The organism is Paraburkholderia sp. J67, assembly GCF_905220265.1.
In the GTDB taxonomy this organism is placed as follows: Bacteria; Pseudomonadota; Gammaproteobacteria; order Burkholderiales; family Burkholderiaceae; genus Paraburkholderia.
The window spans coordinates 13,260-35,929 of the sequence record NZ_CAJMZK010000035.1; the positions used below are offsets into that span (position 1 = coordinate 13,260).

Here is a 22,670-nt window from a genome sequence, read left to right on the forward strand (position 1 = left end):
ACATCGACAACATGACCGGCCGCGCCCCAAGGCGCCGCCGACGGAGACAGGTCACGATGGAACCGCTCGAATCGACGCAGACCGAGGTCACGGCCCGCTACACCACGCACGAGGTGACGAATCAGGCGCCGCCACTCGCCGATTACAACCTTTTTGCGTGCGATCCCGCACTCGCCGAAGCACTGACGCGCGCAGGCGCCGATTGGCACCGCGACGCGCTCGCGCAGCACGGCGCGAAGCTCGGCCACGCTGCCACACTGGCGCTCGCCGACCTCGCCAACCGCCACACGCCCGAACTGCATACGCACAGCCCGCGCGGCGAGCGTATCGACGCGCTCGAATTCCATCCCGCCTGGCACGAACTGCTCGCGCTGCTGCGCGCCGAAGGCCTGCACGCGCTGCCGTTTTCTGAGCCACGCCCGGGCGCAATGGCCGCGCGCTGCGCCGGTTACTTCCTGCATGCGCAGCTGGAATCGGGTTCGCTCTGCCCGCTCACGATGACGTTCGCGAGCATCCCCGTGCTGCAAAACGAGCCCGCGCTGTTCGAGACGCTGCGAGAAAAGCTCTACACGCGCGAGCACGATGCGCGCGACGTGCCGCTCGGGCAGAAGCACTCGATGATGATCGGCATGGGCATGACCGAGAAACAGGGCGGCTCCGACGTGCGCAGCAACCGCACCGAAGCTCGCCCGGCGGGCGTCGCGAGCGGCCGCGGCGCCGACTACCTGCTGACCGGCCACAAGTGGTTCTTCTCCGCGCCGCAGTGCGACGCGCATCTGGTGCTCGCGCGCACGACCGAACATGAGGGACTGTCCTGCTTCTTCGTGCCGCGCTTCAGACCGGACGGCGCGAAGAACGCCGTCGTCGTGCAACGCCTGAAGGACAAGCTCGGCAACCGCTCGAACGCCAGCAGCGAAGTGGAGTTCTTCGACGCCTACGGCGTGATGGTCGGCGACGAAGGGCGCGGCGTTGCGACCATCATCGAAATGGCGAACTACACGCGGCTCGACTGCGTGATCGGCAGCGCGGCGCTCATGCGCGCGGCGCTCGTGCAGGCGATCCACCACGCGCGGCATCGCAGCGCGTTTGGCCGTGTGCTAGCCCAGCAGCCGCTGATGCAAAACGTGCTGGCCGATCTCGCGCTGGAATCCGAAGCCGCGACCGCGCTCTTCATGCGTCTCGCGCAGGCATTCGAGCAAAGCGCGGCCGAGCGAGGCGTCGATGGCGAAAGCGAGATTGCCCGCGTGGCCCGCGCCTGGCGGCGCATCGTCACGCCCGCGGCGAAGTTCTGGGTCTGCAAGCGCGCGCTCGCCTTCACGGGCGAGGCGATGGAGGTCTGGGGCGGCAACGGCTACGTCGAAGAAGGGCCGATGGCGCGCTTCTACCGCGAGGCGCCCGTCAATTCGATCTGGGAAGGCTCGGGCAACGTGATGTGTCTCGATGTGCTGCGCGCGCTGGAGCGCGAGGCCGACGCCGCGCAGGCGCTCTTCCTCGCCTGGCGGCGCGAGGCGGCCGGACATGCGGTGCTGACCGCGGCGCTCGACCGGCTTTCCGCGTTGCTCAACGGCGCGCCCGGCACGCGCGAAGCCAGCGCGCGGCGCATCGCGCAGCAGATCGTGCTGATCGCGCAGGCCATGCTGCTGCGCGCGGGGCCGCCCGAGGTCGCCGAAGCCTTCATCGCCACGCGTCTCGATGAGCACGATGGCGATTGCGGCCGTGTATTCGGTACGCTGCCCGCACGTTTCGATCACGCGGCGATCATCGCCCGCGCCCTGCCCGCCGACTATCTCGGCCGATAAGCGAAATAAGCGAGCCACGCGCCGACGCCCCCTCACAAGGACCGACCATGAAACAGGATCTGCCCGAAGCCGTCGCTCGCGCGAGCGGCGAGCCCGCCGCAGCGCCCAGCTCCAGCCTCGCCGCGCAGCTTGCGGCACAGCGCGAAGCGTATCTGCGCGCGCCGTTTCCGGGCTGGAGCGAACGCGCGCGCAACCTGCGGGCGCTGCGCGACGTGCTGTTCGCCAATCAGGACGCACTGGCCGAGGCGATGAACGCCGACTTCGGCCAGCGCTCGAAGGCCGAGGTCGCGCTCGCGGAGTTCCTCGTGCTCAAGCAGGAAATCGATTCGGCGCTCAAGCACGGCGAACGCTGGATGCGCGTGCAGCGTCGCAGCACCGGCAAATGGCTGATGCCGGGCCGCGCGCGCGTCGTCCCGCAACCGATCGGCGTGGCGGGCATCGTCGTGCCGTGGAACTATCCGCTGCTGCTCGGCGCGGGGCCGCTCGTGTGCGCGCTCGCGGCCGGTTGCCGCGCGATGATCAAGATGTCGGAGCTGACGCCGCGCACTTCCGCACTGTTCGCCGACCTGATCGCCCAAAGCTTCGCGCCCGACCACGTCACGGTGGTGAACGGCGACGCCGCCGTGGGCGCGGCCTTCACGGCGCTGCCGTTCGACCATTTGCTCTTTACGGGGTCGACGCGCATCGGCCACGAGGTGATGCGCGCGGCCGCCGCCCATCTCACGCCGGTCACGCTGGAGCTGGGCGGCAAGTCGCCCGCGCTGATCGGCAAGCATGCGCGCTTCAACTACGCCGTGGACAGCCTGCTGCTCGGCAAGACGCTCAACGCGGGTCAAACCTGCATCGCGCCCGATTACGTGCTGGTGCCGCGCGGCGCGGAGGACGCGTTCATCGCCCGCGCGCGAACGCGTTTTGCCGAGCTGTATCCCGACTTTCTGAACAATCGCGACTACACCTCGATCATCTCGGCGCGGCATTACGAACGGCTCGAACGCCTGGCGGACGAGGCTCAGGCCGAAGGCGCAAAGCTCCACCCGCTCGGTCCGCGCGACGCGGCCACGCGGCAGTTCGCGCCGGTGCTGGTGACGGGCGCCCCCGCGCACACCCAGTTGATGCAGGAGGAGATTTTCGGGCCGTTGCTGCCGATCGTGCCGTACGACTCGCTGGACGAGGCGCTGCACTACGTGAACGCACGCGCGCGGCCGCTCGCGCTCTACCTCTACGCCGACGACACCCGCACCATCGAGCGCGTGACGCGCGAGACCATCGCGGGCGGCATGTCGGTCAACGAAACGCTCATGCATATCGCCGCCGAAGGGCTGCCGTTCGGCGGTGTCGGCGCAAGCGGGATGGGGTCGTACCACGGCTACGAGGGCTTCTGCACGTTCTCGAAGATGAAGCCCGTGTTCACGCAGGCGCGCGTCAATGCCCGGCACCTGATCGCGCCGCCCTACGGCAAGCTGTTCGATACGCTGATTCGCGTGATGCTGAAGTTCTAGCGCTACGTCACGTCAGCGCATTCACGGATTAACGCGTGAGAGCCGGAAAGCGGAACGGATTGATCTTGAGCGCCTTGGCGTCGGGCACGTTGCCGTTCTGCGCCCCTTGCGCCTCCTTTGCGGCGGCGGTCTTCGCGCCGCTGTCCGCGGCTTCGAGCCCGTGCAGCCAGGCGAGCAGTTCCGCCACGGCCTGATAGAGCTGCGGCGGAATCTGCGAGTCCAGATCGACCTGCATCAGCAGCGACACCATCTCCGGCGCCTCGTGCACGTAGAGGCCAGCTTCCTTCGCGCGTTGCACGATCATCTCGGCGACGAGGCCATAGCCCTTCGCCACGACGCGCGGCGCGCCGTCGCGCGAGACCGGATCGTCGTAAGCGAGTGCGGCGGCACTCTTGCGGCTCGTGCGGCTCATCCACGCTCCCAGTCGGTTGAATCAGCGGCAGCCGATGCTGCGGCAGCCGTCGCTGCGGCAGCTTCGGCCGCATGGGCGTCGTGAGCCTGGGCCGCGGCAGTGCGCGCGTAAGCGTCGGCGGCGCGCGCGGCGTCCGCTGGGCTCGCCTGCGCCGCTCCACCGCCGATCTCGCGGATCGAGAGTCCCGCAACCGCGAGCCCCAGTGCTTCGAGACGCCCGCGCAGCGCTTCGCTGTTGTCGGTGAGGCGCTGCGCGCCGCCAGGACTCGCCTGCACCCGCACGGCCAGCGTCGAGCCAGTGAGCGTGAGTTCCGCGTCCACGGTGCCAAGCGACGGCAGCGCGAGCGTGAGGCGCGTGTGCCACGGCGTGGCGTCCTCGTCCGCGCTGCGTCCGCCGCGCGGCTCGCCTGGGTCGTATTCGTCGGGCTGGATGGTCCAGTCGAGGCGCACGCCCGGCCACGCTTCGCCGGTCCAGCGGAATTCGCCGGTCGCGAGCAGGTCGAGTTGCTGGCGCACGAGCGGCAGCAGCGCTTCGTGGACGCCCGCGGCCGCCCCCGCGCCGCCGGGCGGCGTATGCACCGCGGGCAGCAAGGTGTCGCCGAACGCCGAGGCCGCATTGCCCCGCACGGCTTCCTGCGCAAACGCAGCGGCATTGGCTTCGGCGCCGCGCGAGGTGAACGGCATCTGCGCGCCAGGCGCGGCGTTCGATGCATTCGCGGCATTGCGCGCGCCCTGCTGGGCGGCGTTCGGCAGATCGGTCCAGAACACGTCGTCGATGTCGTCGGCGGACGCGCTCCAGTCCAGTTGCAACTGTGCGCCGCCGGTCAGGCGGTTCTGGGCTTCGTCGGCGAGCTCGCCCGGCGTGCGCTGGCCGCGCAGCCATTGGGCCAGGTGGGATTCGTAGAACAGGCCGCTCGACGCCACGGTCTGCGCGAGCGAGGCGGCCAGCGCCGCGACCGGTCCCGCTTGCGTCGCGAGCGCGGCGCCCTGCGTAGTCTGTGTGCCCTGAGCGGCTTGCGAAGCGGGGGTGGCCGGCGCCGTGGCGCCGTTCGCTGCATTGGTGCCGTCGCTGCCATCGGTGCCGTCAGCCCCCGCCGCCAGCCCGGCTTGCGCCTCGACTTCCGCGAGCAGCGCCGCTTCGAGCGCCTGCACGGCGGCGCTTGCCGCATTCGCCGTATCGGCAGCATTGGCGGGACTGCCCGGCGTCGACAGCCCGGGCAGCGGCAGCGACTGCGCATCGGCGCTATCCGTCGCGTCGGCATCCGGATCGGCCCACACAGGCGCGCGGCCGACCACGGCAGGCGTGGCTTCGCCACCCGAGCGGATGATCGCATCGAGCGCCAGCGCGACCGTCGACAGCACCGTCTGCGCCGACGCCTGCGGCGAGTCGGCGCTCTGTGCGTCGGGCAGCGTGACGGCGCCGCCCGCGAGCGCGGACACGCCCGTCTGCGCGGTGCCGGCGCTGCCTTGCGCGCCGGTCGGCCCAAGCGCGCCGATGCGGCTCGCGAGTAGCGACGCGGCGCTGGTGTCGATTCCGTTCATGCCGAGCGTGGGCCTGGTGTAGCGTCGGCCGCCTCTTGCGAGCGGCGCGGCGTGGTCTATTGCGTGGTGGTGGATCGAACTGCCCTGACCCGGCCGGCATCAAAGCGCCGTCAGTCAGCGCGCCCCGTACATCTCCTGAAGCACCCGCGCGGGCTGCGCGGTGCCGTGGAAGAGCGCCGACAGGCGCGCCATGCACGGACTCGCGAGATCGCGAATGGCGGCGTCGTCGGCGAGGATCTGCCGGATCAGCTCATATTTACGCGTGCGCTCGGCGGTGCTCAGGCGCACGCCGAAATCTGCGCTCTTGAGCGCGTCAACGAGTTGCCGGTATTCCTCCTGAAGGCCAATCAACTCGTTCCAGTGTGCGTCGCGCGCGGCGCAGAGCATTTGCCCCGAGACCGTCGCGATCGCTTCATAGCGGGCGAAGTAGTCTGCTATCGAACTCATCTCGTCAATGAGCCGGACGATGGTCCGGAGGCCTGCGCCATCCTCGCCACTTCCGGCCCAATCCCCAACCAGGCTTCCTCGAGCGTTGCCAGCAGGCCATCGACTTCGACCAGCATGGACTCGCTCTGTTGAATATTCGCTTCGAGCAAACGTCGCGTCATGTAACTGTAAAGAGCGTTCAGGCGCTGGGCGATCTCGCCTCCCGCCTCGACGTTCAACGCCAGCTGAAGCCCGCTTTCCACGATCCGGATGGCCTTTCCGATCGCCTCTCCACGCGGCCCCACGTTGCCCACCTGCAAATGCATGCGGGCTTGTGCAATCGCTTTGCGCGCACCTTCGTAAAGGAGCGCGATCAGCTTGTGCGGACTCGCGCCCATCACCCCCGTTTCGACACCCACACGTGCATAGGCGTTAGCTCCAGACTGGGCAGGGGAAAACATCGGCGCTTCTCCTTCAAACGTGCGGCTGTGGATACGGTGCATCCGGCCCTTTGCCTTGTCGCGCGAGCCGGTTCTAGCCGGGTTATCGGAAGGAGAAGCGAGAAGCTTTAATGAACATGGCGCACAGGTGCATGGGCACGCGCATTCTTACTCGCGCTTACACCTGGATCTGCATGATGTCGGTGTAGGCCGAAACGAGCTTGTTACGCACCTGAAGCCCGAACTGGAAGCCGATATTGGCCTTCTGCATGTCGACCATCACGTCGTTGAGGGACACGTTGCTGGCCCCCAGCTCGAACGCCTGCGACTCGCCGACGGCCTTTTTCTGGTCGCCGCTGATCTTGTCGAGCGATGCCTTGAGCGCCGAGGCGAATTCGCCCGCGGTCGCCGCCCCCGAGGCGCCGTCGGCCGCGGCCGTGGCGCTTGCCGCCTGCGTGGCCATCGCCTGCATCTGCGCGAGGGCCGACGTGAGTGGGTTGACTGGCACAGTCATGTTTGCTCCACGAAAAAAGTGTGTGCTTGGGGGCGGCTTCCCGTGCGGCCCCGGTCCGGCCCGCACGGTGGGCTTTTCGCCCGCCAGGACCCGAGTTGTCTGCACAATTCCGGGTCTGGTCGAGAGCATAGCAGCGGGCTATTTCCGAAAGCCCCGAAACTAGGGGGAAAACCCGGCTCTATTCGCGCAATCGGGTTGTCACGGGCTCCGGATAATCCCTGTCGTGAAAGTCTCCGTCGTGCGTCTGTCTTTTTGGACTGCGACGGGACATGCAAGTCTCCCGGAGATACCCGTCGCATGGATTCGTCTGCCAACTCTTTGATCAACCCCGACGCCCGCATGGGCCTCGCCACCAGCGGCGGCGCCACAGGCGCCAACGCGGGCGGCGCCATGCCCGGCGGCGCGGAGGACCTGGGCGGCGGCTTCGCGCAGCGCCTCGGCTCGCTCTCGTCGCTGCGCAGCGTGCGCGGCAACCCGCGCGCGCCGCTCATCATCGCCGTGGCGGTGCTCGTCGCCGTGGTCGCCGGTCTGATCCTCTGGTCGCGCGCGCCCGACTACAAGGTGCTCTACAGCAACCTGTCGGATCGCGATGGCGGCTCGATCATCACCGCGCTGCAGGCCGCCAACGTGCCCTACAAGCTCTCCGACAACGGCGGCGCGATTCTCGTGCCGTCCGACCAGGTCGGCGAAATGCGCCTGCGCCTCGCCCAGCAGGGCCTGCCCAAGAGTGGCTCGGTCGGCTTCGAGCTGATGGACAACCAGAAGTTCGGCATCAGCCAGTTCGCCGAGCAGGTGAACTACCAGCGCGCCCTCGAAGGCGAACTCGAGCAAACGATCCAGTCGATCCAGAGCGTGAAGTCCGCGCGCGTGCATCTGGCCATCCCCAAGCCTTCGGTGTTCGTGCGCGATCGCGAAGCGCCGTCGGCGTCCGTGCTCGTCAACCTGTATCCGGGCCGCGTGCTCGACGACGGCCAGGTGGCCGCCATCACGCACATGGTCGCCTCGGCCGTGCCCGACCTGCCGGTGCGCAACGTCACCGTGGTCGACCAGGACGGCAACCTGCTCACGCAAAGCGCGACCGCCGCCGGTCTCGACGCCTCGCAGCTCAAGTACGTGCGCCAGGTCGAGCACGACACGCAGTCGCGCATCGACCAGATCCTTGCGCCGCTCTTCGGCGCGGGCAACGCGCGCTCGCAGGTGAGTGCCGACCTCGACTTCTCGCATCTCGAACAGACCTCGGAGAACTACGGCCCGAACGGCACCCCGCAGCAGGCCTCGGTACGCAGCCAGCAGCAGAGCATCGCGACAGACTCCGCGCAGACGAGCGCGGGCGGCGTGCCGGGCGCGCTGTCGAACCAGCCGCCGCAACCGGCTTCGGCGCCGATCAACGCCCCGGCGGGCGCGAGCGGCTCGGGCTCCTCGACGCCGATCTCGGATCACCGCGACACCACCACGAACTACGAGCTCGACAAGACCGTGCGCCACTTCCAGCAGGCGGCGGGCGACATCAAGCGTCTGTCGGTGGCCGTGATCGTGAACTATCAGCCGAAGGTGGACGCCAAGGGCCACGCGACGATGCAACCGCTCGACGCGCAGAAGCTCGCCCAGATCGAACAGCTCGTGAAGGACGCGATGGGCTACGACGCGAAGCGCGGCGACTCGGTGAACGTCGTCAACGCCGCGTTCCAGCAGGACGTCGATCCGAACGCCAACCTGCCGTGGTGGCGCCAGCCGGACATCCTCGCGCTCGCCAAGCAGATCGCGACGTGGATCGGCATTGGCGTCGTGGCCCTGTTCCTCTATTTCGTGATGGTGAAGCCGGCGCTGCGCCGCGCCTTCCCGCCGCCGCAGCCGGTCGCCGCGCCGGCGCTGGGCGGCGACAGCGAACCGCTGCTGCTCGACGGCCTGCCGCAGGTCGAGAAGATCGAAGGCACGGGTGGCGAGATCGAGGGCGATCCGGCCCTCCTCGCCCTCGAAAGCGAGAAACACAAGTTCGAACGCAACCTGGATTTCGCCCGCAACATCGCGCGCCAGGATCCGAAAATTGTCGCAACCGTTGTCAAGAGCTGGGTGAACGATGAGCGCTGAAGGAGCCGTCAAGAGCGCACTGCTGCTCATGTCGATCGGCGAGGAAGAGGCCTCTCAGGTCTTCAAGTTCCTCGGGCCGCGCGAAGTGCAGAAGATCGGCGCCGCCATGGCTGCGCTGAAGAACGTCAAGCGCGAGGAAATCGACGTCGTGCTGCAGGAGTTCGTCAAGGAAGCGGAGCAGCACACGGCGCTCTCGCTCGATTCGAACGACTACATCCGCAACGTGCTGACCAAGGCGCTCGGCGAGGACAAGGCGGGCGCCGTGATCGACCGCATCCTGCAGGGCGGCGACACGAGCGGCATCGAGGGCCTGAAGTGGATGGACTCGGGCTCGGTCGCGGAACTGATCAAGAACGAGCACCCGCAGATCATCGCGACGATTCTCGTGCACCTCGACCGCGACCAGGCGTCGGAGATCGCTTCGTGCTTCACCGAGCGTCTGCGTAACGACGTGCTGCTGCGTATCGCGACGCTCGACGGCATCCAGCCGCAGGCGCTGCGCGAACTGGACGATGTGCTGACGGGCCTGCTCTCGGGCAGCGACAACCTCAAGCGCAGCCCGATGGGCGGCATCCGCACGGCCGCCGAAATCCTCAACTTCATGACGAGCCAGCACGAAGAAGGCGTGATCGAGAACGTCAAGCAGTACGACGCCGAGCTCGCCCAGAAGATCATCGACCAGATGTTCGTGTTCGAAAACCTGCTCGATCTCGAGGATCGCGCGATCCAGCTCCTGCTCAAGGAAGTGGAGTCGGAGTCGCTCATCATTTCGCTCAAGGGCGCCCCGCCCGCACTGCGCCAGAAGTTCCTCGCGAACATGTCGCAGCGCGCCGCGGAACTGCTCGCCGAAGATCTGGACGCGCGCGGCCCCGTGCGCGTTTCGGAAGTCGAGGCGCAGCAACGGCGTATCCTGCAAATCGTGCGCAACCTCGCCGAGAGCGGTCAGATCGTTCTAGGCGGCAAGGCGGAAGACGCATATGTCTGACGAAGCCACGCAAGAAGCGGCGCAGCGGCGCGCCCGCTCGGCGTACCAGCGCTGGGAGATGGCGTCGTTCGACCCGCCGCCCCCGCCCCCGCCGCCGCCCTCGCCCGACGAGGAAGCCGCATTCGCCGCGCAGTTGCAGCAGCTGCGCGACAACGCCCACCAGCAAGGCCTCGCATCCGGCCACGTAGCGGGCCAGGCGCTCGGCTACCAGGCGGGCTACGACCAGGGCCAGAAGCAGGGTTTCGAGCAAGGTCTGGAACTGGCGCGCGCGCAGGCTACGCAGCTGGCGCAGCTCGCCCAGCGCTTTTCGGACGCGCTGCAAACCGTCGAGGCCGGCGTGGCCGAGACGCTCGTGGAACTGGCTCTCGATATCGCGCAGCAGGTGGTGCGCCAGCATGTGCAGCACGACCCGACGGCGCTGCTGGCCGCGGCACGCGAAGTGCTCGCGCATGAGCCGCAGTTGTCCGGCTCGCCGCAACTCGTGGTGAGCCCCGCCGATCTGCCGGTGGTGGAGGCGTATCTGATGGAAGACTTGCAGGCGCGCGGCTGGACCGTGCGCACCGACGTCACGCTGGAGCGCGGCGGCTGCCGCGCCCAGGCGGCGACGGGCGAAACCGATGCGAGCATCGCGACGCGCTGGGAGCGCGTATCGGCGGCGCTCGGCAAGGCGCGGCCGTGGTGAATCCGACGCTCCACCAGACCGTGCAGCAGGCCATCCACACGGGTGGCCTCACGCCGCTCGAACAGGAGCTGGCGCTCGCGTCGTTCGGGCCCGGCGCCCATGACGCGGCGCAAACCGCTGGCGTGCTGCTGGGCGACGAGGAAGCGCTGGACGCGGCCGGCGAAGCGCTGAAAGCCGATGAAGCCGCCGCTGCGGGCGACGCCGAGCGCGCGGAGATCCCGCCCTACGTGCCGCCCGCCAATTACGACCCGGGCAATCCGCATCTGGGCGCCTGGAACGCGCATCTGAACAGCGTACGCGCGCGCAACGCCCTTGCGTTGCCGCTGCGCGGTTGCGGGCGTCTTACGCGCGCGGCGGGCCTCGTGCTCGAAGCCGTGGGGCTGCGCCTCGCCGTGGGCGCAGAAGTGATGATCGAATTGCCGATGGGCAGTTCGCTCTCGATGGCCGAAGCCGAAGTGGTCGGCTTCGCGGGCGACAAACTCTTTCTGATGCCGACCACCGAAGTCGCGGGCCTCTTGCCCGGCGCGCGGGTGTGGCCGCTGGAAAGCGCGCCGATCGCCGACCCGATGGCGGGCGCCAAGCGTCTGCCGGTCGGCTGGGGCATGCTCGGCCGCGTGGTCGACGCCTCGGGCAAGCCGCTCGACGGCCTCGGGCCGCTCAACACGGAAGCCGACGCGCCGCTCACCGCGCCCGTCATCAACCCGCTGAATCGCGAGCCGATCCACAAGGTGCTCGACGTGGGCGTGCGCGCGATCAACGCGCTCCTCACGGTCGGACGCGGCCAGCGCATGGGCCTGTTCGCAGGCTCGGGCGTCGGCAAGTCGGTGCTGCTCGGCACGATGGCGCGCGCGACCAGCGCGGAAGTGATCGTGATCGGCCTGATCGGCGAGCGGGGCCGCGAAGTCAAGGAATTCATCGAGCAGATCCTGGGCGAGGAAGGCCGGGCGCGCTCGGTCGTGGTGGCCGCGCCCGCCGACGTCTCGCCGCTGCTGCGCATGCAGGCGGCCGCCTACACGACGTCGCTCGCCGAATATTTCCGCGATCAGGGCAAGCATGTGCTGCTGCTGATGGACTCGCTCACGCGTTACGCGATGGCGCAGCGCGAGATCGCGCTGGCGATCGGCGAGCCGCCCGCGACCAAGGGCTATCCGCCTTCGGTGTTCGCCAAGCTGCCCGCGCTCGTCGAGCGCACCGGCAACGGCCCGGAGGGCGGCGGCTCGATCACGGCGTTCTACACCGTGCTGACCGAAGGCGACGACCAGCAGGACCCGATCGCCGACTCGGCGCGCGCGATCCTGGACGGCCACATCGTGCTCTCGCGCTCGCTCGCGGAAGCGGGGCACTATCCGGCCATCGATATCGAGGCCTCGATCAGCCGCGCGATGACCGCGCTGATCGACGACCAGCATCTGAACCAGACGCGCGCATTCAAGCAGATGCTGTCGCGCTACCAGCGCAACCGCGACCTGATCAATGTGGGCGCTTATGTGAGCGGACGCGACGCCGTGCTCGACCGGGCGATCGCGCTGTATCCGCGTATCGAAGCCTTCCTGCAACAAGGGTTCCGGGAAACGGCGAACTATGACCAGAGCGTCGGCATGCTAGGCGCGCTGCTCGGCAATGGGCAAGGAGCGGGCCGCGCCTGACGCGGCCCAACTGAGCGAGGAACGACGACATGACGAAACAGACCGCGTTGCAAACCCTCATCGGCCTGGCGCAGGACGACGTGGACGCCGCGACGCAGCGCCTCGGGCGCGTGCAGCGCGAGCGCAGCGAAGTCGAAAAGCAGCTCAAGGCGCTGATCGACTACCGCGAGGAGTACCACGTGCGTTTCACCGAGTCCGCGCGCGCCGGCATGGCCGCGGGCAATGTGCGCAACTTCCAGGCGTTCATCGACACGCTCGACGCCGCCATCGAACAGCAGCGCCGCTTGCTGGACCAGGCGACCCAGCGCGTGGAAGCCGCCAAGCCCGAGTGGGCGCGCACCAAGCAGAAGCTCGGTTCGTACGAAGTGCTGCAAACGCGTCAGGAAGCCGTGCAGGCGCGCGTGGAGGCCAAACGCGAACAACGCGATTCCGACGAGTTCGCCGCCCGCGCGATGCGCATGCGGGCGTCTCAGCATTCGTAAGCCGCGTTGTTGAGCCGCACTCTTGAGCTGCACTCTTGAGCCGCATTCGTCCGCAGCATCTGCACGGCCTGGCCGTGACGGCTCGCACTCACATAAATTGACGTCGGCGCCCGCACCGGACTCATCGACGGGCGTCGCGACTTACACCGATCAAGATTTCCGGGGCAGACCTCATGTCGCTTCTTTCCGCAATCAGTTCGCTGTTCGGCTCCGCGGATTCCGCGACCAGCGGCAATTCCACCGCCAACCAGGCGAGTCAGGGTTTCGCGCAGACGCTCCAGCAGAGCATGGCCGCGCAGGCTGCGAACAACGCGGCGAATAACCAGCAGGCCGTCCAGCAGCAAGCCGCGCAGTCGAACGCCTCGGCTTCGCAGGCCTACGCGCAGGGCTGGAACAGCGCCAACAACAGCGCGAATGCGTCGCAGAATTCGCAAAGCTCGCAGAGTTCATCCTCGCAGTCCACGCAGTCGAGCCAGTCGTCGGGCAGCAGCTCGTCCACGCATGGAACGCAGCACGCCAGCCGCACCGATCACCGCGCCGACGACGCGCAGGCACAGCAACAACAGGCCGACGCGGCCGGCGCCGCAGCCGCGGCCCAGGCCCAGCAGGCGCAACAAGCGCAGCAGGCAGCGCAACAAGGCCAGGACCCGAGCGGCGACGGCAGCGACGACCCCACCCAGGCCGGCACCGACGCCACGCTCGCCAGCGTCGCTTCGGCAGCGGCGGCGGCAGCGTCCGCCACGACGGCGGATGGCAGTGCCAGCGGCGCCACCAGCACCGCGCCGAAATCGGTCAGCGACGCACTGAGCGCCGCGCTCAACTCGCTGCGCAACGGCGCCGCCACCCTGAGCACACACGGCGCAGCCAGCACCGCCACCGACACCACCGCGGCCTCGGGCGGCGCGAGCATCGCCAGCAGCTTCGCGTCGCATCTGGGCGCGCAGGCGAAGTCGAAAGCGCTCGGCACCGCCATCGACGACAAGAGCGACGCCACGGGCACCGCGGCGAAAACCCTGACCGCCGCGACGCCCGACGCCACCGCGCAAAGCGCCACCTCGGCGCTCGCCGCGGCCGCCCAGGCCACCACGCAGAGCGTCGTATCGAGCGCCTCGAACACCGTCACGGACGCGCTCGCCGCGAGCCAGGCGGCGGCCGCCGCCGCTCAGGCACAGGCCACCCAGGCGGCCAGCGCCGCCACCAACCCGACTGCCGCAGCGGCCGCGGCATCGTCCACGCTTTCGCCGCAGGTGGGCACCTCGGACTGGGAGGACGCGCTCAGCCAGAAGGTCGTGTTCCTGTCGAACGCGCACCAGCAATCGGCGGAACTCACGCTCAACCCGAAGGACCTCGGTCCGCTCCAGGTCGTGTTGCAGGTCGCGGACAACCACGCGCACGCGCTCTTCGTCTCGCAGCACCAGCAGGTGCGCGAGGCCGTCGAGGCAGCCCTGCCGAAGCTGCGCGAGCAGATGCAGGAAAACGGCATCGGCCTTGGCAGCGCGAGCGTGAGCGACGGCTTCTCGCGCCAGATGAATCAGCAGGCGCAGCAAGACAGCGGTAGCGGCAGCGGCTCGGGCGGCAGTTCGCGCTCGTCGCGCTCGGGCACCTCCAGCGTCGGCCAGACCGGCGGTGTGGACGACGTGGCGAGCAGCGCCGCCACCACGGCCACCGCCCGCACCGTGGGCCTGATCGACACCTTCGCTTAAGCAACGCCGGGGCGACCCGAAGCGCACCGAAGGCAAGCCCGCCGCCGGGCGCATCGGGCGCCGCGCACACCACATCCCGCAGGGGGCTCGCCGGCTCCCTGCCTTCCTGCTACGCTCCCCCTCCCCGCACCGGCACAAAGCCACGAGATAGCCGGAAATCTCCCGTCTATTCCTCCCATCGCTGTAAGGCAAAAGCCGGAACAATGCAGGCTGCCGGAATGAATGCCGCGCGACGCCAACGACGCATCGCGCACATTCCCGAAACCAATAAGCACCAGATTCGCACTATTCAGGCTCACGACCGACATGGCGACCACGACCGCAAACCAGCAACCCGCCCCGCAAGCCTCCAAACCCGGACCGCTGAAGCGCATCCTTCTCATCGTGATCATCGCGATCATTGCCGCCGGCGCGGCCGGCGCGGGCGTGTGGTTCTTCATGTCGCGCCATGCGGCCAGCGCCCCGACCGCGAGCGCGCCGCCGCCGCCGGCCGTGCCCGTTTACTACGCGCTCGAACCGATGACGGTGAACCTGCAATCCGACGACGGCGAAACGCATTACCTGCGCATCGGCCTCACGCTCAAGCTCGACAGCCAGGCGACCCAGGACGCGCTCGTCGCGCGCATGCCTGAAATCCGCAGCCGCGTGCTGCTCGCGCTGTCGAACAAGAATCCGTCCGATCTCGCGCCGCTCGACGGCAAGCGCGCCCTCGCGGGCGAACTGGCGAAACTGATCGCCCAGCCGTCCGATCCGCGCGCCGAGCCCGCCAAGGTCGAGGACGTCCTCTTCACCGAATTCGTCGTGCAATAAGCGCATGCACAGCACGCAGTCATTCGAGGACTTGGCATCATGAGCATGGGTCACGACGAGTTCATGTCGCAGGAGGAGGTCGATGCCCTCCTCAAGGGCGTCACCGGCGAAGTCGACACGGAATCGAGCCAGGCTGAAAAGCAGGGCGTGCGGCCGTACAACATCGCGACGCAGGAACGCATCGTGCGCGGCCGGATGCCCGGTCTCGAGATCATCAACGAGCGTTTCGCGCGTCTGTTGCGCGTGGGCATCTTCAATTTCATGCGCCGTACCGCCGAAATTTCGGTGGGTCCGGTGCGCGTGCAGAAGTACAGCGAGTTCACCCGCAATCTGCCGATTCCGACGAACCTGAACCTCGTCCACGTGAAGCCGCTGCGCGGCACGTCGCTGTTCGTGTTCGATCCGAATCTGGTGTTCTTCGTGGTCGACAACCTGTTCGGCGGCGACGGGCGTTTCCATACGCGCGTCGAAGGCCGCGACTTCACGCAGACCGAGCAGCGCATCATCAGCAAGCTGCTGAACCTCGTCTTCGAGCACTACACGACCGCCTGGAAGAGCGTGCGGCCGCTGAACTTCGAATACGTGCGCTCGGAAATGCACACGCAGTTCGCCAACGTGGCGACGCCCAACGAAATCGTGATCGTCACGCAGTTCTCGATCGAGTTCGGCCCGACCGGCGGCACGCTGCACATCTGCATGCCCTACTCGATGATCGAGCCGATCCGCGACGTGCTGGCCTCGCCGCTGCAAGGCGAAGTGCTCGACGTGGACCGCCGCTGGGTGCGCGTGCTCTCGCAGCAGGTGCAGGCCGCCGAGGTGGAACTCACCGCCGATCTCGCCCAGGTGCCCATCACGTTCGAGCAGATCCTGAACATGAAGAAAGGCGACGTCTTGCCGATCAACGTTCCCGAGCACATCGTCGCGAAGGTCGACGGCGTGCCGGTGATGGAGTGCGGCTACGGGATTTTCAATGGTCAATACGCGTTGCGGGTCCAGAAAATGATCAGCGCAGCCGACACGATGAAGGAAGGTGGATATGAGTGACGTCAACGGCAAGAGCGCGGACGAAGAACCGGTAGTGGAACCGGGCAAGGAAGAGGCAGCGCAGGCAAACGCAACGACTACAGAAGACGAGATGGCGATGGACGATTGGGCAGCAGCGCTCGCCGAGCAAAACAGCAACGACGCACCGGCCGCGGCGCCTGCGGCCGTGTTCCAGCCGCTTTCGAAGGTCGATCAGAACTCGACGCGCAACGACATCGACATGATCCTGGACATTCCCGTCCAGATGACCGTCGAACTCGGCCGCACCAAGATCGCCATCCGCAACCTGCTGCAACTGGCGCAGGGCTCGGTGGTGGAGCTGGACGGCCTCGCGGGCGAGCCGATGGACGTGCTCGTGAACGGCTGCCTGATCGCCCAGGGCGAAGTGGTGGTCGTGAACGACAAGTTCGGTATCCGCCTGACCGACATCATCACGCCGTCCGAACGGATCCGGAAGCTGAACCGATGAACCCCCAGGTCGTACCCGGCACGCCGCGCCTCGCCGCCCGGCTGCGCGCGCCGGCCTTTGCCTTGCGGTCTTTGATCTCGCTGGTTTCGCTCGGCAGCGTCGCGGCTCACGCCGCCGACCTTCAGGCGATCAACCAGGCGGCGCGCTCGGCTTCGGCCGCCTCCGCCGTGGTCACGGGCAGCGCGGTGCCGTCGCTCGGTTTCGGCGCAGTGCTGCAGACCGTGTTCGGTCTCGTGCTGGTGATCGGCGTGGTGTTTGGTTGCGCGTGGCTCGCGCGGCGCCTCGGCTTGCAGCACGGCCCGAAGAACGCGCTGGTGAAGACCGTTGGCGGCGCGTCGCTCGGCGGCAAGGAGCGCGTGGCGGTGGTCGAGATCGGCGACACCTGGCTCGTGCTCGGCGCGGCGCCCGGCAATGTGCGGCTGCTGCACACCATGCCGGCGGGCGAATTGCCCGGCGCGGCCAATGTGGCAAATGCGGCCAATGCAGCGGCAGGCCCCGCCCTTCAGGGCAGCTTCGGACAGCGCTTTCGTGACGCGCTGAAGCAGGAAGCAGGCAAACGATTCAAACGTCACGACGGCGGAGCGCAGTAAATGCACGGCAGTTCCCTTCCCGACGCGATGGCGGCCGCACCCGCTCGCGCGCAATCCCCTTCGATCGTGACGTCGACACCCCCTTTCCTCGCGAGACTCAAGGCTCGCCTCGCACACATGGCCCTGCCGCTCGCGCTGCTGATCGCGCTGGCCGCCGTGGCGATGATGCTGCCGCATCTCGCGCACGCCCAGGCCGCACAGCCGCAAGGTCTGCCCGCGTTCAACACGAGCCCAGGCCCCGGCGGCGGTACGACCTACTCGCTGAGCGTGCAGACGATGCTGCTGCTCACGATGCTGTCGTTCCTGCCCGCGATGGTGCTGATGATGACGAGCTTCACGCGCATCATCATCGTGCTCTCGCTGCTGCGCCAGGCGCTGGGCACGACGACCACGCCGCCCAACCAGGTGATCGTGGGCCTCGCGCTCTTTCTCACGCTGTTCATCATGTCGCCGGTGCTCGACAAGGCCTATAACGACGGCTACAAACCGTTCGCGGCCGGCACGCTGCCGATGGACGAAGCCGTGACGCGCGGCGTCGCGCCGTTCAAGACCTTCATGCTGCGCCAGACCCGCGAGGCCGATCTCGCCCTCTTCGCGCGCATCTCGCACGCACAGCCCATGCAAGGCCCCGAGGACGTGCCGCTCACGCTGCTGGTGCCCTCGTTCGTGACCAGCGAGCTGAAGACGGGCTTCCAGATCGGCTTTACGATCTTCATCCCGTTCCTCATCATCGATATGGTGGTGGCGAGCGTGCTGATGTCGATGGGTATGATGATGGTGTCCCCGGCCACCATTTCACTGCCGTTCAAGCTCATGCTGTTCGTGCTGGTGGACGGCTGGCAGTTGCTGATCGGCTCGCTCGCGCAAAGCTTCACCTGAGGAGAGACACGATGACGCCCGAAATGGTCATGACGCTCTCGCACGAAGCGATGTACGTGGCGCTGCTGCTGGCTGCGCCGCTGTTGCTCGTGTCGCTCGTCGTCGGTCTCGTGGTGAGCCTGTTCCAGGCCGCCACGCAGATCAACGAAAGCACGCTGTCATTCATTCCCAAACTCGTCGCGATTGCGGTGACGCTCGTGATCGCCGGACCGTGGATGCTCACGACGATCCTCGACTACATGCACCGCATGTTCGCGAGCATTCCCGCCCTCGCGGCCTGATTGCGCGCGCTGCGCGCCCGCCCTGCCGCTTTCCCGCGCCCATCTTTCCACGCGATGTTCACTGTCACCTACGCGCAGCTCAATCTCTGGCTCACCGCGTTCCTGTGGCCGTTCACGCGCATTCTCGCGCTGGTCGCGACCGCGCCCGTGGTGGGCAACCGCGCGATCCCCACGCGCGTGAAGATCGGTCTCGCGGGCTTTATCACCTTGATCGTCGCGCCTACGCTCGGCGCGATGCCGCAGACCACGGTGTTTTCGGCGCAAGGCGTATGGATCCTCGTCAACCAGTTCCTGATCGGCGTGGCGCTCGGCTTCGTGATGCAGATGGTGTTCGCCGTGGTGACGGCGGCGGCCGACCTGATGGGCGCCGGCATGGGCCTGAGCTTCGCGTCGTTCTTCGATCCGCAGTCCAATGCCAGCTCGCCCGCGCTGTCGTCGTGGTTCAACATGATGGCCATGCTGGCGTTTCTCGCCTTCGACGGGCATCTCCAGATGATTGCCGCGCTCGTCGAGACCTTTACGAGCGTGCCGGTTTCGGCCAATGTGCTGGGCGCGAACGGCTATCGATTGCTGGTGGGCTGGGGCGCGACGGTGTTCAATTCGGGGCTGCTGCTCTCGCTGCCGGTGGTAGTGGCGCTGCTCATCACCAATATCTCACTCGGCATTCTCAATCGCGCGGCGCCGCAGATCGGCGTGTTCCAGATTGGCTTCGCGGTCACGATGCTCGTGGGCCTGCTGCTGATCCAGCTGATGATGCCGAGTCTGATTCCCTACTTCTCCCGCCTGTTCGATAGCGGACTCGACCAGATGGGGCGGGTCGCGGCGGCGCTGCGACCGGCTTCGTGAGGGGCGGCGGCACGACTCCCGCGCGCAACGCCTTTGTGCTGACTAACGAGTAAAAACGGCGGCAGGCCCCAAGGCCTGCCGCCGTTTTTCGCTGAAAACCCGCGCGCTACATCAAGGATTGATGTACTGGAACAGCGAGAGTTGCTGCGTCGTCGCAAAGCTCTTCTGCGAAGCCGTCAACGCGTTCGAGATCTGCTCGTACTGCGTGATGGCCGACACCGTATCCGTGCTCACGAGGTCGTCGAGATTCGACGTGATCTGCAACGAATTGGTCGACGTGACGGATTGCAGCGCCTTCACTTCCTGTTCGCGCCCGCCCACCGATGCCTGCGTCGTGATGACGTTGGACGTCGAGTTGCCGATCTGCGTCAGACCGGCCTGCAACGCGTTCTGCAGATTGGCGGTCGCGCTCGGGTTGCCGGTCGCGGAGGTTTGCAGCGCGGAGATTACGGCGTCGATGCTCGAAAACACGCTGGTGTTCTGCGAGGCCGTGGCCGGCGTCACCGAAAACTGGTCGCCCTTTACAGGCGTGCCCGAGATCGTCACGTTCATGCCGCTGCCGAGGTCGATCGGCGATCCGTCGGTGTAGGGCTGATCCTGCGACAGCACGCTAGGGGGCGTGGTCGAGTTGTCCTGCACCGTGTAGGTGAGCGAGCCGGTCGAGTCGTCGAACTGGATCGAGAGGTTGTGGCCGTTGGTCGCCTGAGTCGGATCGGTCACCGTGACGGCGCTGATCGTGCCCGTGCCGCTGTTGCCCGAATTACCCGCCGCTACCGCCGAGGTGCCCACCGACGACACGCTCATGAACACCGCCGCGCCCGTATCGCTGATGGCGATCTGGCGCGAGCCCGCAACCTGCACCGTGCGCTGGCCGAGGTCGCCGTTGTAGGTGACGCCGCCGCCCGACTGGTTCGTGAACACCTGCGAGGTGCTCTGGAAGCCCGAGAACAGATAGTTGCCCTGACCGTCGGTGGTATTGGCGAGCGTGAGCAGTTGGTTGCGTTCGCCCTCGAGCTGCTTGGCGAGCGCCTGGCGGTCGGAGTCGTTGAGCGAGCCGTTGACGGCCGACTGGATCTGCTGGCTCATGCTTTGCAGCGTGGTCGTCACGCTCGAGAGCGTCGAATCCTCGAGTTGCAGCGACGACAGCGCCATGTTCTGGTTCGTCGTGTACTGCGTGAGATTCGCGCTCGTGGCCGAGAGCTGCACGGCCTGCGCCGCGCCCAGCGGGTTGTCCGCCGGATTCGAAATGGCCACGCCCGTCGAGATCTGCTGTTGCACCGCCAGCAGTTGGGACTGCTGGTTTTCCATCGTCGAGAGGCTCGACGCGTAAATCTGGGAAGTCGCGATACGCATGGTTGGTCAGCGCCTCACTGGAAAATGCCGATCAGGGTCTGGAACAACGACGCCGCCGTCTGGATCACCTTGCTGTTGGCCTGATAGAGCTGCTGGTACTGCAACAGGTTGGCCGCTTCCTCGTCGAGGTTCACGCCCTGGATCGACTGCTGTTGCGAGGTCAGTTGCGTGACGAGCGAGGACTGCGAGGTGCTCGACGCCTTCAACTGGGCCGCCGTGTTGCCGATCGCGTTCACGTAGTTCGAGTACGCGTTGGTGAGCGTCTGCGAGTCGGTGAAGGCCGTGCCCGAGGTGAGATTCGCCATCGCCAGCGCGTTGCGGCCGTCCTGCGAGCCGCTCGTGTTCTGGCCGATGGTGAAGGTGTCGCCGTTCGAGGGCGTGCCCGACATCGTGAAGCTCAGATTCGTCGCCACGCTGTTGCCACCCGTCGAATTGGGCAGGGTCGTGATCGTGTAGGTGTCGCCCGTGGTCGGGTCGTACGGAATACCCGTCACCGGCGGCGTTGCCGTGCTGTCGATCGTGACGCTCGTGCTTGCGGTCGATCCCGGTACGGTAATCGACACCGTCGTGCCATCGGGCAGACCGGTCAGCGTATTCGTCGTCGAGTCGTAGGTGAGCGTGGCCGGCAGGTTGGCGTTCACGCTGGTCGAATAGCCCGTGCCAACCGTGCCTTGCGTCACGTTCGCGGTGCCCGAGTTCGCGGTCGTCGCCGACACCAGCACCGGCGAGGACGCCGCGATCGACGAAGGATCCGAGGTCGCCACGGCGAAGCTGTCGAGCGCGCCCGCGGTCGGCTGGATCGAGTACGAATCGCCGTCGTTCATGGTGCCGCTCGACGTGATCGAGAGGCCGTCGCCCGTGAGCGGATTGGTCGCGCTGGGCTGCATGGTCTGCGAGCTGACCACCTTGTTGGTGGTCGAATCGGTCAGCGTCCAGGTACCGCCCGAATACGACACCGTGTAGTTGTCGGTCGGCGGGTTGACCGGGTTCGTGAGCGAGGCCGAAACGGTTGCGTTACCGGTGTTGTTCAGGTTGCCCGCAACGACCGGCGCGCCCACCGTGAAGAGGTTGCCGCCCTGCGTGCCGCTCAGCGTGAGGCCGAGCGAGTTCTGCCCGTTCACCTGCGCGGCGAAGCTCGTGGCGATCGCGCCAAGCTGCGCTTCGGCCGGGTCGAGCGTGGTCTGCATGAACGACACGAGACCGCCGACGGTGCCGCCCGTGAGCGCCGCGCTGGACAGCGGCTGCGCCGCGGTGGTGGAGCCCGGCAGGCCTTGCCACGCGACGGTCTGCTCCGACGGGTTGCTGCTCGACGCCTGGGTCGTCAGGTTGTAGTTCTGGCCGCTCACCACGAGCGGCTGGCCATTGCCGAGGAACACGCTATAACCGCTGCTGTTCTGCACGACCTGCACGCCGATCAGCTGCGAGAGATTCGACACGGCCTGGTCGCGCTGATCGAGCAACTGGTTAGGCTGCTGCCCGCCCGAGGTCGCCGTGGCGATCTGCGAGTTGAGCTGGGCGATCTGCTGCGTGTACGTGTTGATCTGCGAAACCGCGTTGGTGAGCTGCGTGTTCACGCTCGTGCGCAGCGAGTCGTACTGCTCGCCGGCCGAGTTGATCTGGTCCGCGAGCGTCTGCGCGTCGGAGAGCGCGGTCTGACGCACCGCGCTGCTATCCGGCGAATTCGACACATCCTGCAGTCCCGAGAAGAACGACGTGATTGACGAAGCGATGCCCGAGGTCGGGCTGCCCACGAGGTTCGAGAGCTGGGTGGCGAGCGTGTACGAGGCGGTCAGCGAGCTGCTGCTCGACTGGGCGGTGTTGAGCGACGCCGTGATGTACTGGCTATAGGCGCGTTGCACGGTCGCGGTGTTGACGCCGCCGCCCATGTAACCCGAGCTGGTCGCCTGACCATTCGCTTCGCTGAACACCGCGCTTTCCACGTTGTAGCCCGCGGTCGACGAATTGCTGATGTTCTCGCCGGCGGTAGCGATGCCGATCTGCGCCGCCTGCAAGCCGGAGAGCCCGATCGAGAAGATGTTGGACATGCGTAATCCTCATGGACGGCCTGCCCGCTGTCTCGGTCGGGGGCCGCGTGGGTGAACTTACGTAATAACGGCAGCGCCGCGCCGAAATTAAGCTCCGGGGCCGCGAAATGGGTAAGGAAATGCAAGGGGGAAAACG

At 67.3% G+C, this 22,670-nt stretch carries 22 protein-coding genes; 15 read left to right on the forward strand and 7 right to left on the reverse strand.

The genetic code is table 11. From position 1 onward, the window contains the following. Positions 1-56 precede the first annotated feature (56 nt). The gene (locus U5782_RS36510; RefSeq protein WP_322048722.1) at positions 57-1,799 is read left to right on the forward strand and encodes an isovaleryl-CoA dehydrogenase; all 1,743 of its coding nucleotides are present in this window, start codon (positions 57-59) and stop codon (positions 1,797-1,799) included. Between the two features lie 47 nt (positions 1,800-1,846). Beyond that, positions 1,847-3,298: a coniferyl aldehyde dehydrogenase gene (locus U5782_RS36515; RefSeq protein ID WP_322048723.1), complete on the forward strand. Its 1,452-nt coding sequence runs from the start codon at positions 1,847-1,849 to the stop codon at positions 3,296-3,298. Between the two features lie 28 nt (positions 3,299-3,326). Here the strand turns inward: U5782_RS36515 and U5782_RS36520 are convergent, their stop codons facing one another. From U5782_RS36520 to fliE, 5 genes are all read right to left on the reverse strand, one after another. Further along, entirely contained in the window at positions 3,327-3,710 is a 384-nt protein-coding gene (locus U5782_RS36520; RefSeq protein WP_322048724.1) for an EscU/YscU/HrcU family type III secretion system export apparatus switch protein, read from the reverse strand. Next, complete coding sequence (locus U5782_RS36525) at positions 3,707-5,251, reverse strand: flagellar hook-length control protein FliK (RefSeq protein WP_322048725.1); 1,545 nt, start codon at positions 5,249-5,251, stop codon at positions 3,707-3,709. The genes U5782_RS36520 and U5782_RS36525 overlap by 4 nt, the downstream gene beginning before the upstream one ends. Positions 5,252-5,365: 114 nt before the next feature. Further along, on the reverse strand, positions 5,366-5,698 hold the full coding sequence (locus U5782_RS36530) for a flagellar protein FliT (protein ID WP_322048726.1): 333 nt from the start codon (positions 5,696-5,698) through the stop codon (positions 5,366-5,368). Next, positions 5,695-6,138, reverse strand: a complete 444-nt coding sequence (gene fliS, locus U5782_RS36535) for a flagellar export chaperone FliS (RefSeq protein WP_322048727.1) — start codon at positions 6,136-6,138, stop codon at positions 5,695-5,697. The genes U5782_RS36530 and fliS overlap by 4 nt, the downstream gene beginning before the upstream one ends. A 157-nt stretch (positions 6,139-6,295) precedes the next feature. Next, on the reverse strand, positions 6,296-6,631 hold the full coding sequence (gene fliE / locus U5782_RS36540; RefSeq protein WP_322048728.1) for a flagellar hook-basal body complex protein FliE: 336 nt from the start codon (positions 6,629-6,631) through the stop codon (positions 6,296-6,298). Between the two features lie 297 nt (positions 6,632-6,928). On the opposite strand from fliE, the gene fliF reads away from it, so the two are divergent. The 13 genes from fliF (at position 6,929) to fliR (ending at position 19,136) form a co-directional block, all read left to right on the forward strand. Then, positions 6,929-8,719: a flagellar basal-body MS-ring/collar protein FliF gene (gene fliF, locus U5782_RS36545; protein ID WP_322048729.1), complete on the forward strand. Its 1,791-nt coding sequence runs from the start codon at positions 6,929-6,931 to the stop codon at positions 8,717-8,719. Continuing rightward, complete coding sequence (gene fliG / locus U5782_RS36550; RefSeq protein WP_027816082.1) at positions 8,709-9,704, forward strand: flagellar motor switch protein FliG; 996 nt, start codon at positions 8,709-8,711, stop codon at positions 9,702-9,704. Before fliF ends, fliG begins: the two co-directional genes overlap by 11 nt. Further along, positions 9,697-10,386, forward strand: coding sequence for a flagellar assembly protein FliH (gene fliH / locus U5782_RS36555; protein ID WP_322048730.1), 690 nt, complete (start codon positions 9,697-9,699; stop codon positions 10,384-10,386). The genes fliG and fliH overlap by 8 nt, the downstream gene beginning before the upstream one ends. After that, on the forward strand, positions 10,380-12,032 hold the full coding sequence (gene fliI, locus U5782_RS36560; protein ID WP_415914474.1) for a flagellar protein export ATPase FliI: 1,653 nt from the start codon (positions 10,380-10,382) through the stop codon (positions 12,030-12,032). Before fliH ends, fliI begins: the two co-directional genes overlap by 7 nt. A 29-nt stretch (positions 12,033-12,061) precedes the next feature. After that, entirely contained in the window at positions 12,062-12,514 is a 453-nt protein-coding gene (gene fliJ, locus U5782_RS36565) for a flagellar export protein FliJ (RefSeq protein WP_322048732.1), read from the forward strand. A 173-nt stretch (positions 12,515-12,687) separates the two neighbouring features. Further along, positions 12,688-14,217: a flagellar hook-length control protein FliK gene (locus U5782_RS36570; RefSeq protein WP_322048733.1), complete on the forward strand. Its 1,530-nt coding sequence runs from the start codon at positions 12,688-12,690 to the stop codon at positions 14,215-14,217. Positions 14,218-14,523: 306 nt separating this feature from the next. Then, positions 14,524-15,027 (forward strand): flagellar basal body-associated protein FliL, encoded by a 504-nt coding sequence (gene fliL, locus U5782_RS36575; RefSeq protein WP_322048734.1) that lies wholly within the window; start codon positions 14,524-14,526, stop codon positions 15,025-15,027. Positions 15,028-15,072: 45 nt separating this feature from the next. Beyond that, positions 15,073-16,071 carry a flagellar motor switch protein FliM gene (gene fliM / locus U5782_RS36580; RefSeq protein ID WP_322048782.1) on the forward strand — a complete coding sequence of 333 codons (999 nt, stop codon included), beginning with the start codon at positions 15,073-15,075 and terminating at the stop codon, positions 16,069-16,071. Beyond that, positions 16,064-16,540, forward strand: a complete 477-nt coding sequence (fliN, locus tag U5782_RS36585; protein WP_322048735.1) for a flagellar motor switch protein FliN — start codon at positions 16,064-16,066, stop codon at positions 16,538-16,540. Before fliM ends, fliN begins: the two co-directional genes overlap by 8 nt. Beyond that, on the forward strand, positions 16,537-17,130 hold the full coding sequence (gene fliO / locus U5782_RS36590) for a flagellar biosynthetic protein FliO (protein ID WP_322048736.1): 594 nt from the start codon (positions 16,537-16,539) through the stop codon (positions 17,128-17,130). The genes fliN and fliO overlap by 4 nt, the downstream gene beginning before the upstream one ends. Further along, positions 17,131-18,009 carry a flagellar type III secretion system pore protein FliP gene (gene fliP, locus U5782_RS36595; RefSeq protein ID WP_415914475.1) on the forward strand — a complete coding sequence of 293 codons (879 nt, stop codon included), beginning with the start codon at positions 17,131-17,133 and terminating at the stop codon, positions 18,007-18,009. Between the two features lie 11 nt (positions 18,010-18,020). Beyond that, positions 18,021-18,290, forward strand: a complete 270-nt coding sequence (fliQ, locus tag U5782_RS36600) for a flagellar biosynthesis protein FliQ (RefSeq protein WP_322048737.1) — start codon at positions 18,021-18,023, stop codon at positions 18,288-18,290. 54 nt (positions 18,291-18,344) lie between these two features. Next, positions 18,345-19,136, forward strand: a complete 792-nt coding sequence (gene fliR, locus U5782_RS36605; protein ID WP_322048738.1) for a flagellar biosynthetic protein FliR — start codon at positions 18,345-18,347, stop codon at positions 19,134-19,136. A gap of 111 nt (positions 19,137-19,247) precedes the next feature. On the opposite strand, the gene flgL is transcribed toward fliR, so the two are convergent. Both flgL and flgK read right to left on the reverse strand, forming a co-directional pair. Continuing rightward, positions 19,248-20,489 (reverse strand): flagellar hook-associated protein FlgL, encoded by a 1,242-nt coding sequence (gene flgL, locus U5782_RS36610; RefSeq protein WP_322048739.1) that lies wholly within the window; start codon positions 20,487-20,489, stop codon positions 19,248-19,250. A gap of 14 nt (positions 20,490-20,503) precedes the next feature. Next, entirely contained in the window at positions 20,504-22,534 is a 2,031-nt protein-coding gene (gene flgK, locus U5782_RS36615; RefSeq protein ID WP_322048740.1) for a flagellar hook-associated protein FlgK, read from the reverse strand. Positions 22,535-22,670: the final 136 nt, after the last annotated feature.

Bases quoted from the DNA above. Each gene is read 5' to 3' on its own strand.
- U5782_RS36510 (WP_322048722.1), top strand. From the start codon at position 57: ATGGAACCGCTCGAATCGACGCAGACCGAGGTCACGGCCCGCTACACC.
- U5782_RS36515 (WP_322048723.1), top strand. From the start codon at position 1,847: ATGAAACAGGATCTGCCCGAAGCCGTCGCTCGCGCGAGCGGCGAGCCC.
- U5782_RS36520 (WP_322048724.1), bottom strand. From the start codon at position 3,710: ATGAGCCGCACGAGCCGCAAGAGTGCCGCCGCACTCGCTTACGACGAT.
- U5782_RS36525 (WP_322048725.1), bottom strand. From the start codon at position 5,251: ATGAACGGAATCGACACCAGCGCCGCGTCGCTACTCGCGAGCCGCATC.
- U5782_RS36530 (WP_322048726.1), bottom strand. From the start codon at position 5,698: ATGAGTTCGATAGCAGACTACTTCGCCCGCTATGAAGCGATCGCGACG.
- fliS (WP_322048727.1), bottom strand. From the start codon at position 6,138: ATGTTTTCCCCTGCCCAGTCTGGAGCTAACGCCTATGCACGTGTGGGT.
- fliE (WP_322048728.1), bottom strand. From the start codon at position 6,631: ATGACTGTGCCAGTCAACCCACTCACGTCGGCCCTCGCGCAGATGCAG.
- fliF (WP_322048729.1), top strand. From the start codon at position 6,929: ATGGATTCGTCTGCCAACTCTTTGATCAACCCCGACGCCCGCATGGGC.
- fliG (WP_027816082.1), top strand. From the start codon at position 8,709: ATGAGCGCTGAAGGAGCCGTCAAGAGCGCACTGCTGCTCATGTCGATC.
- fliH (WP_322048730.1), top strand. From the start codon at position 9,697: ATGTCTGACGAAGCCACGCAAGAAGCGGCGCAGCGGCGCGCCCGCTCG.
- fliJ (WP_322048732.1), top strand. From the start codon at position 12,062: ATGACGAAACAGACCGCGTTGCAAACCCTCATCGGCCTGGCGCAGGAC.
- U5782_RS36570 (WP_322048733.1), top strand. From the start codon at position 12,688: ATGTCGCTTCTTTCCGCAATCAGTTCGCTGTTCGGCTCCGCGGATTCC.
- fliL (WP_322048734.1), top strand. From the start codon at position 14,524: ATGGCGACCACGACCGCAAACCAGCAACCCGCCCCGCAAGCCTCCAAA.
- fliM (WP_322048782.1), top strand. From the start codon at position 15,073: ATGGGTCACGACGAGTTCATGTCGCAGGAGGAGGTCGATGCCCTCCTC.
- fliN (WP_322048735.1), top strand. From the start codon at position 16,064: ATGAGTGACGTCAACGGCAAGAGCGCGGACGAAGAACCGGTAGTGGAA.
- fliO (WP_322048736.1), top strand. From the start codon at position 16,537: ATGAACCCCCAGGTCGTACCCGGCACGCCGCGCCTCGCCGCCCGGCTG.
- fliP (WP_415914475.1), top strand. From the start codon at position 17,131: ATGCACGGCAGTTCCCTTCCCGACGCGATGGCGGCCGCACCCGCTCGC.
- fliQ (WP_322048737.1), top strand. From the start codon at position 18,021: ATGACGCCCGAAATGGTCATGACGCTCTCGCACGAAGCGATGTACGTG.
- fliR (WP_322048738.1), top strand. From the start codon at position 18,345: ATGTTCACTGTCACCTACGCGCAGCTCAATCTCTGGCTCACCGCGTTC.
- flgL (WP_322048739.1), bottom strand. From the start codon at position 20,489: ATGCGTATCGCGACTTCCCAGATTTACGCGTCGAGCCTCTCGACGATG.
- flgK (WP_322048740.1), bottom strand. From the start codon at position 22,534: ATGTCCAACATCTTCTCGATCGGGCTCTCCGGCTTGCAGGCGGCGCAG.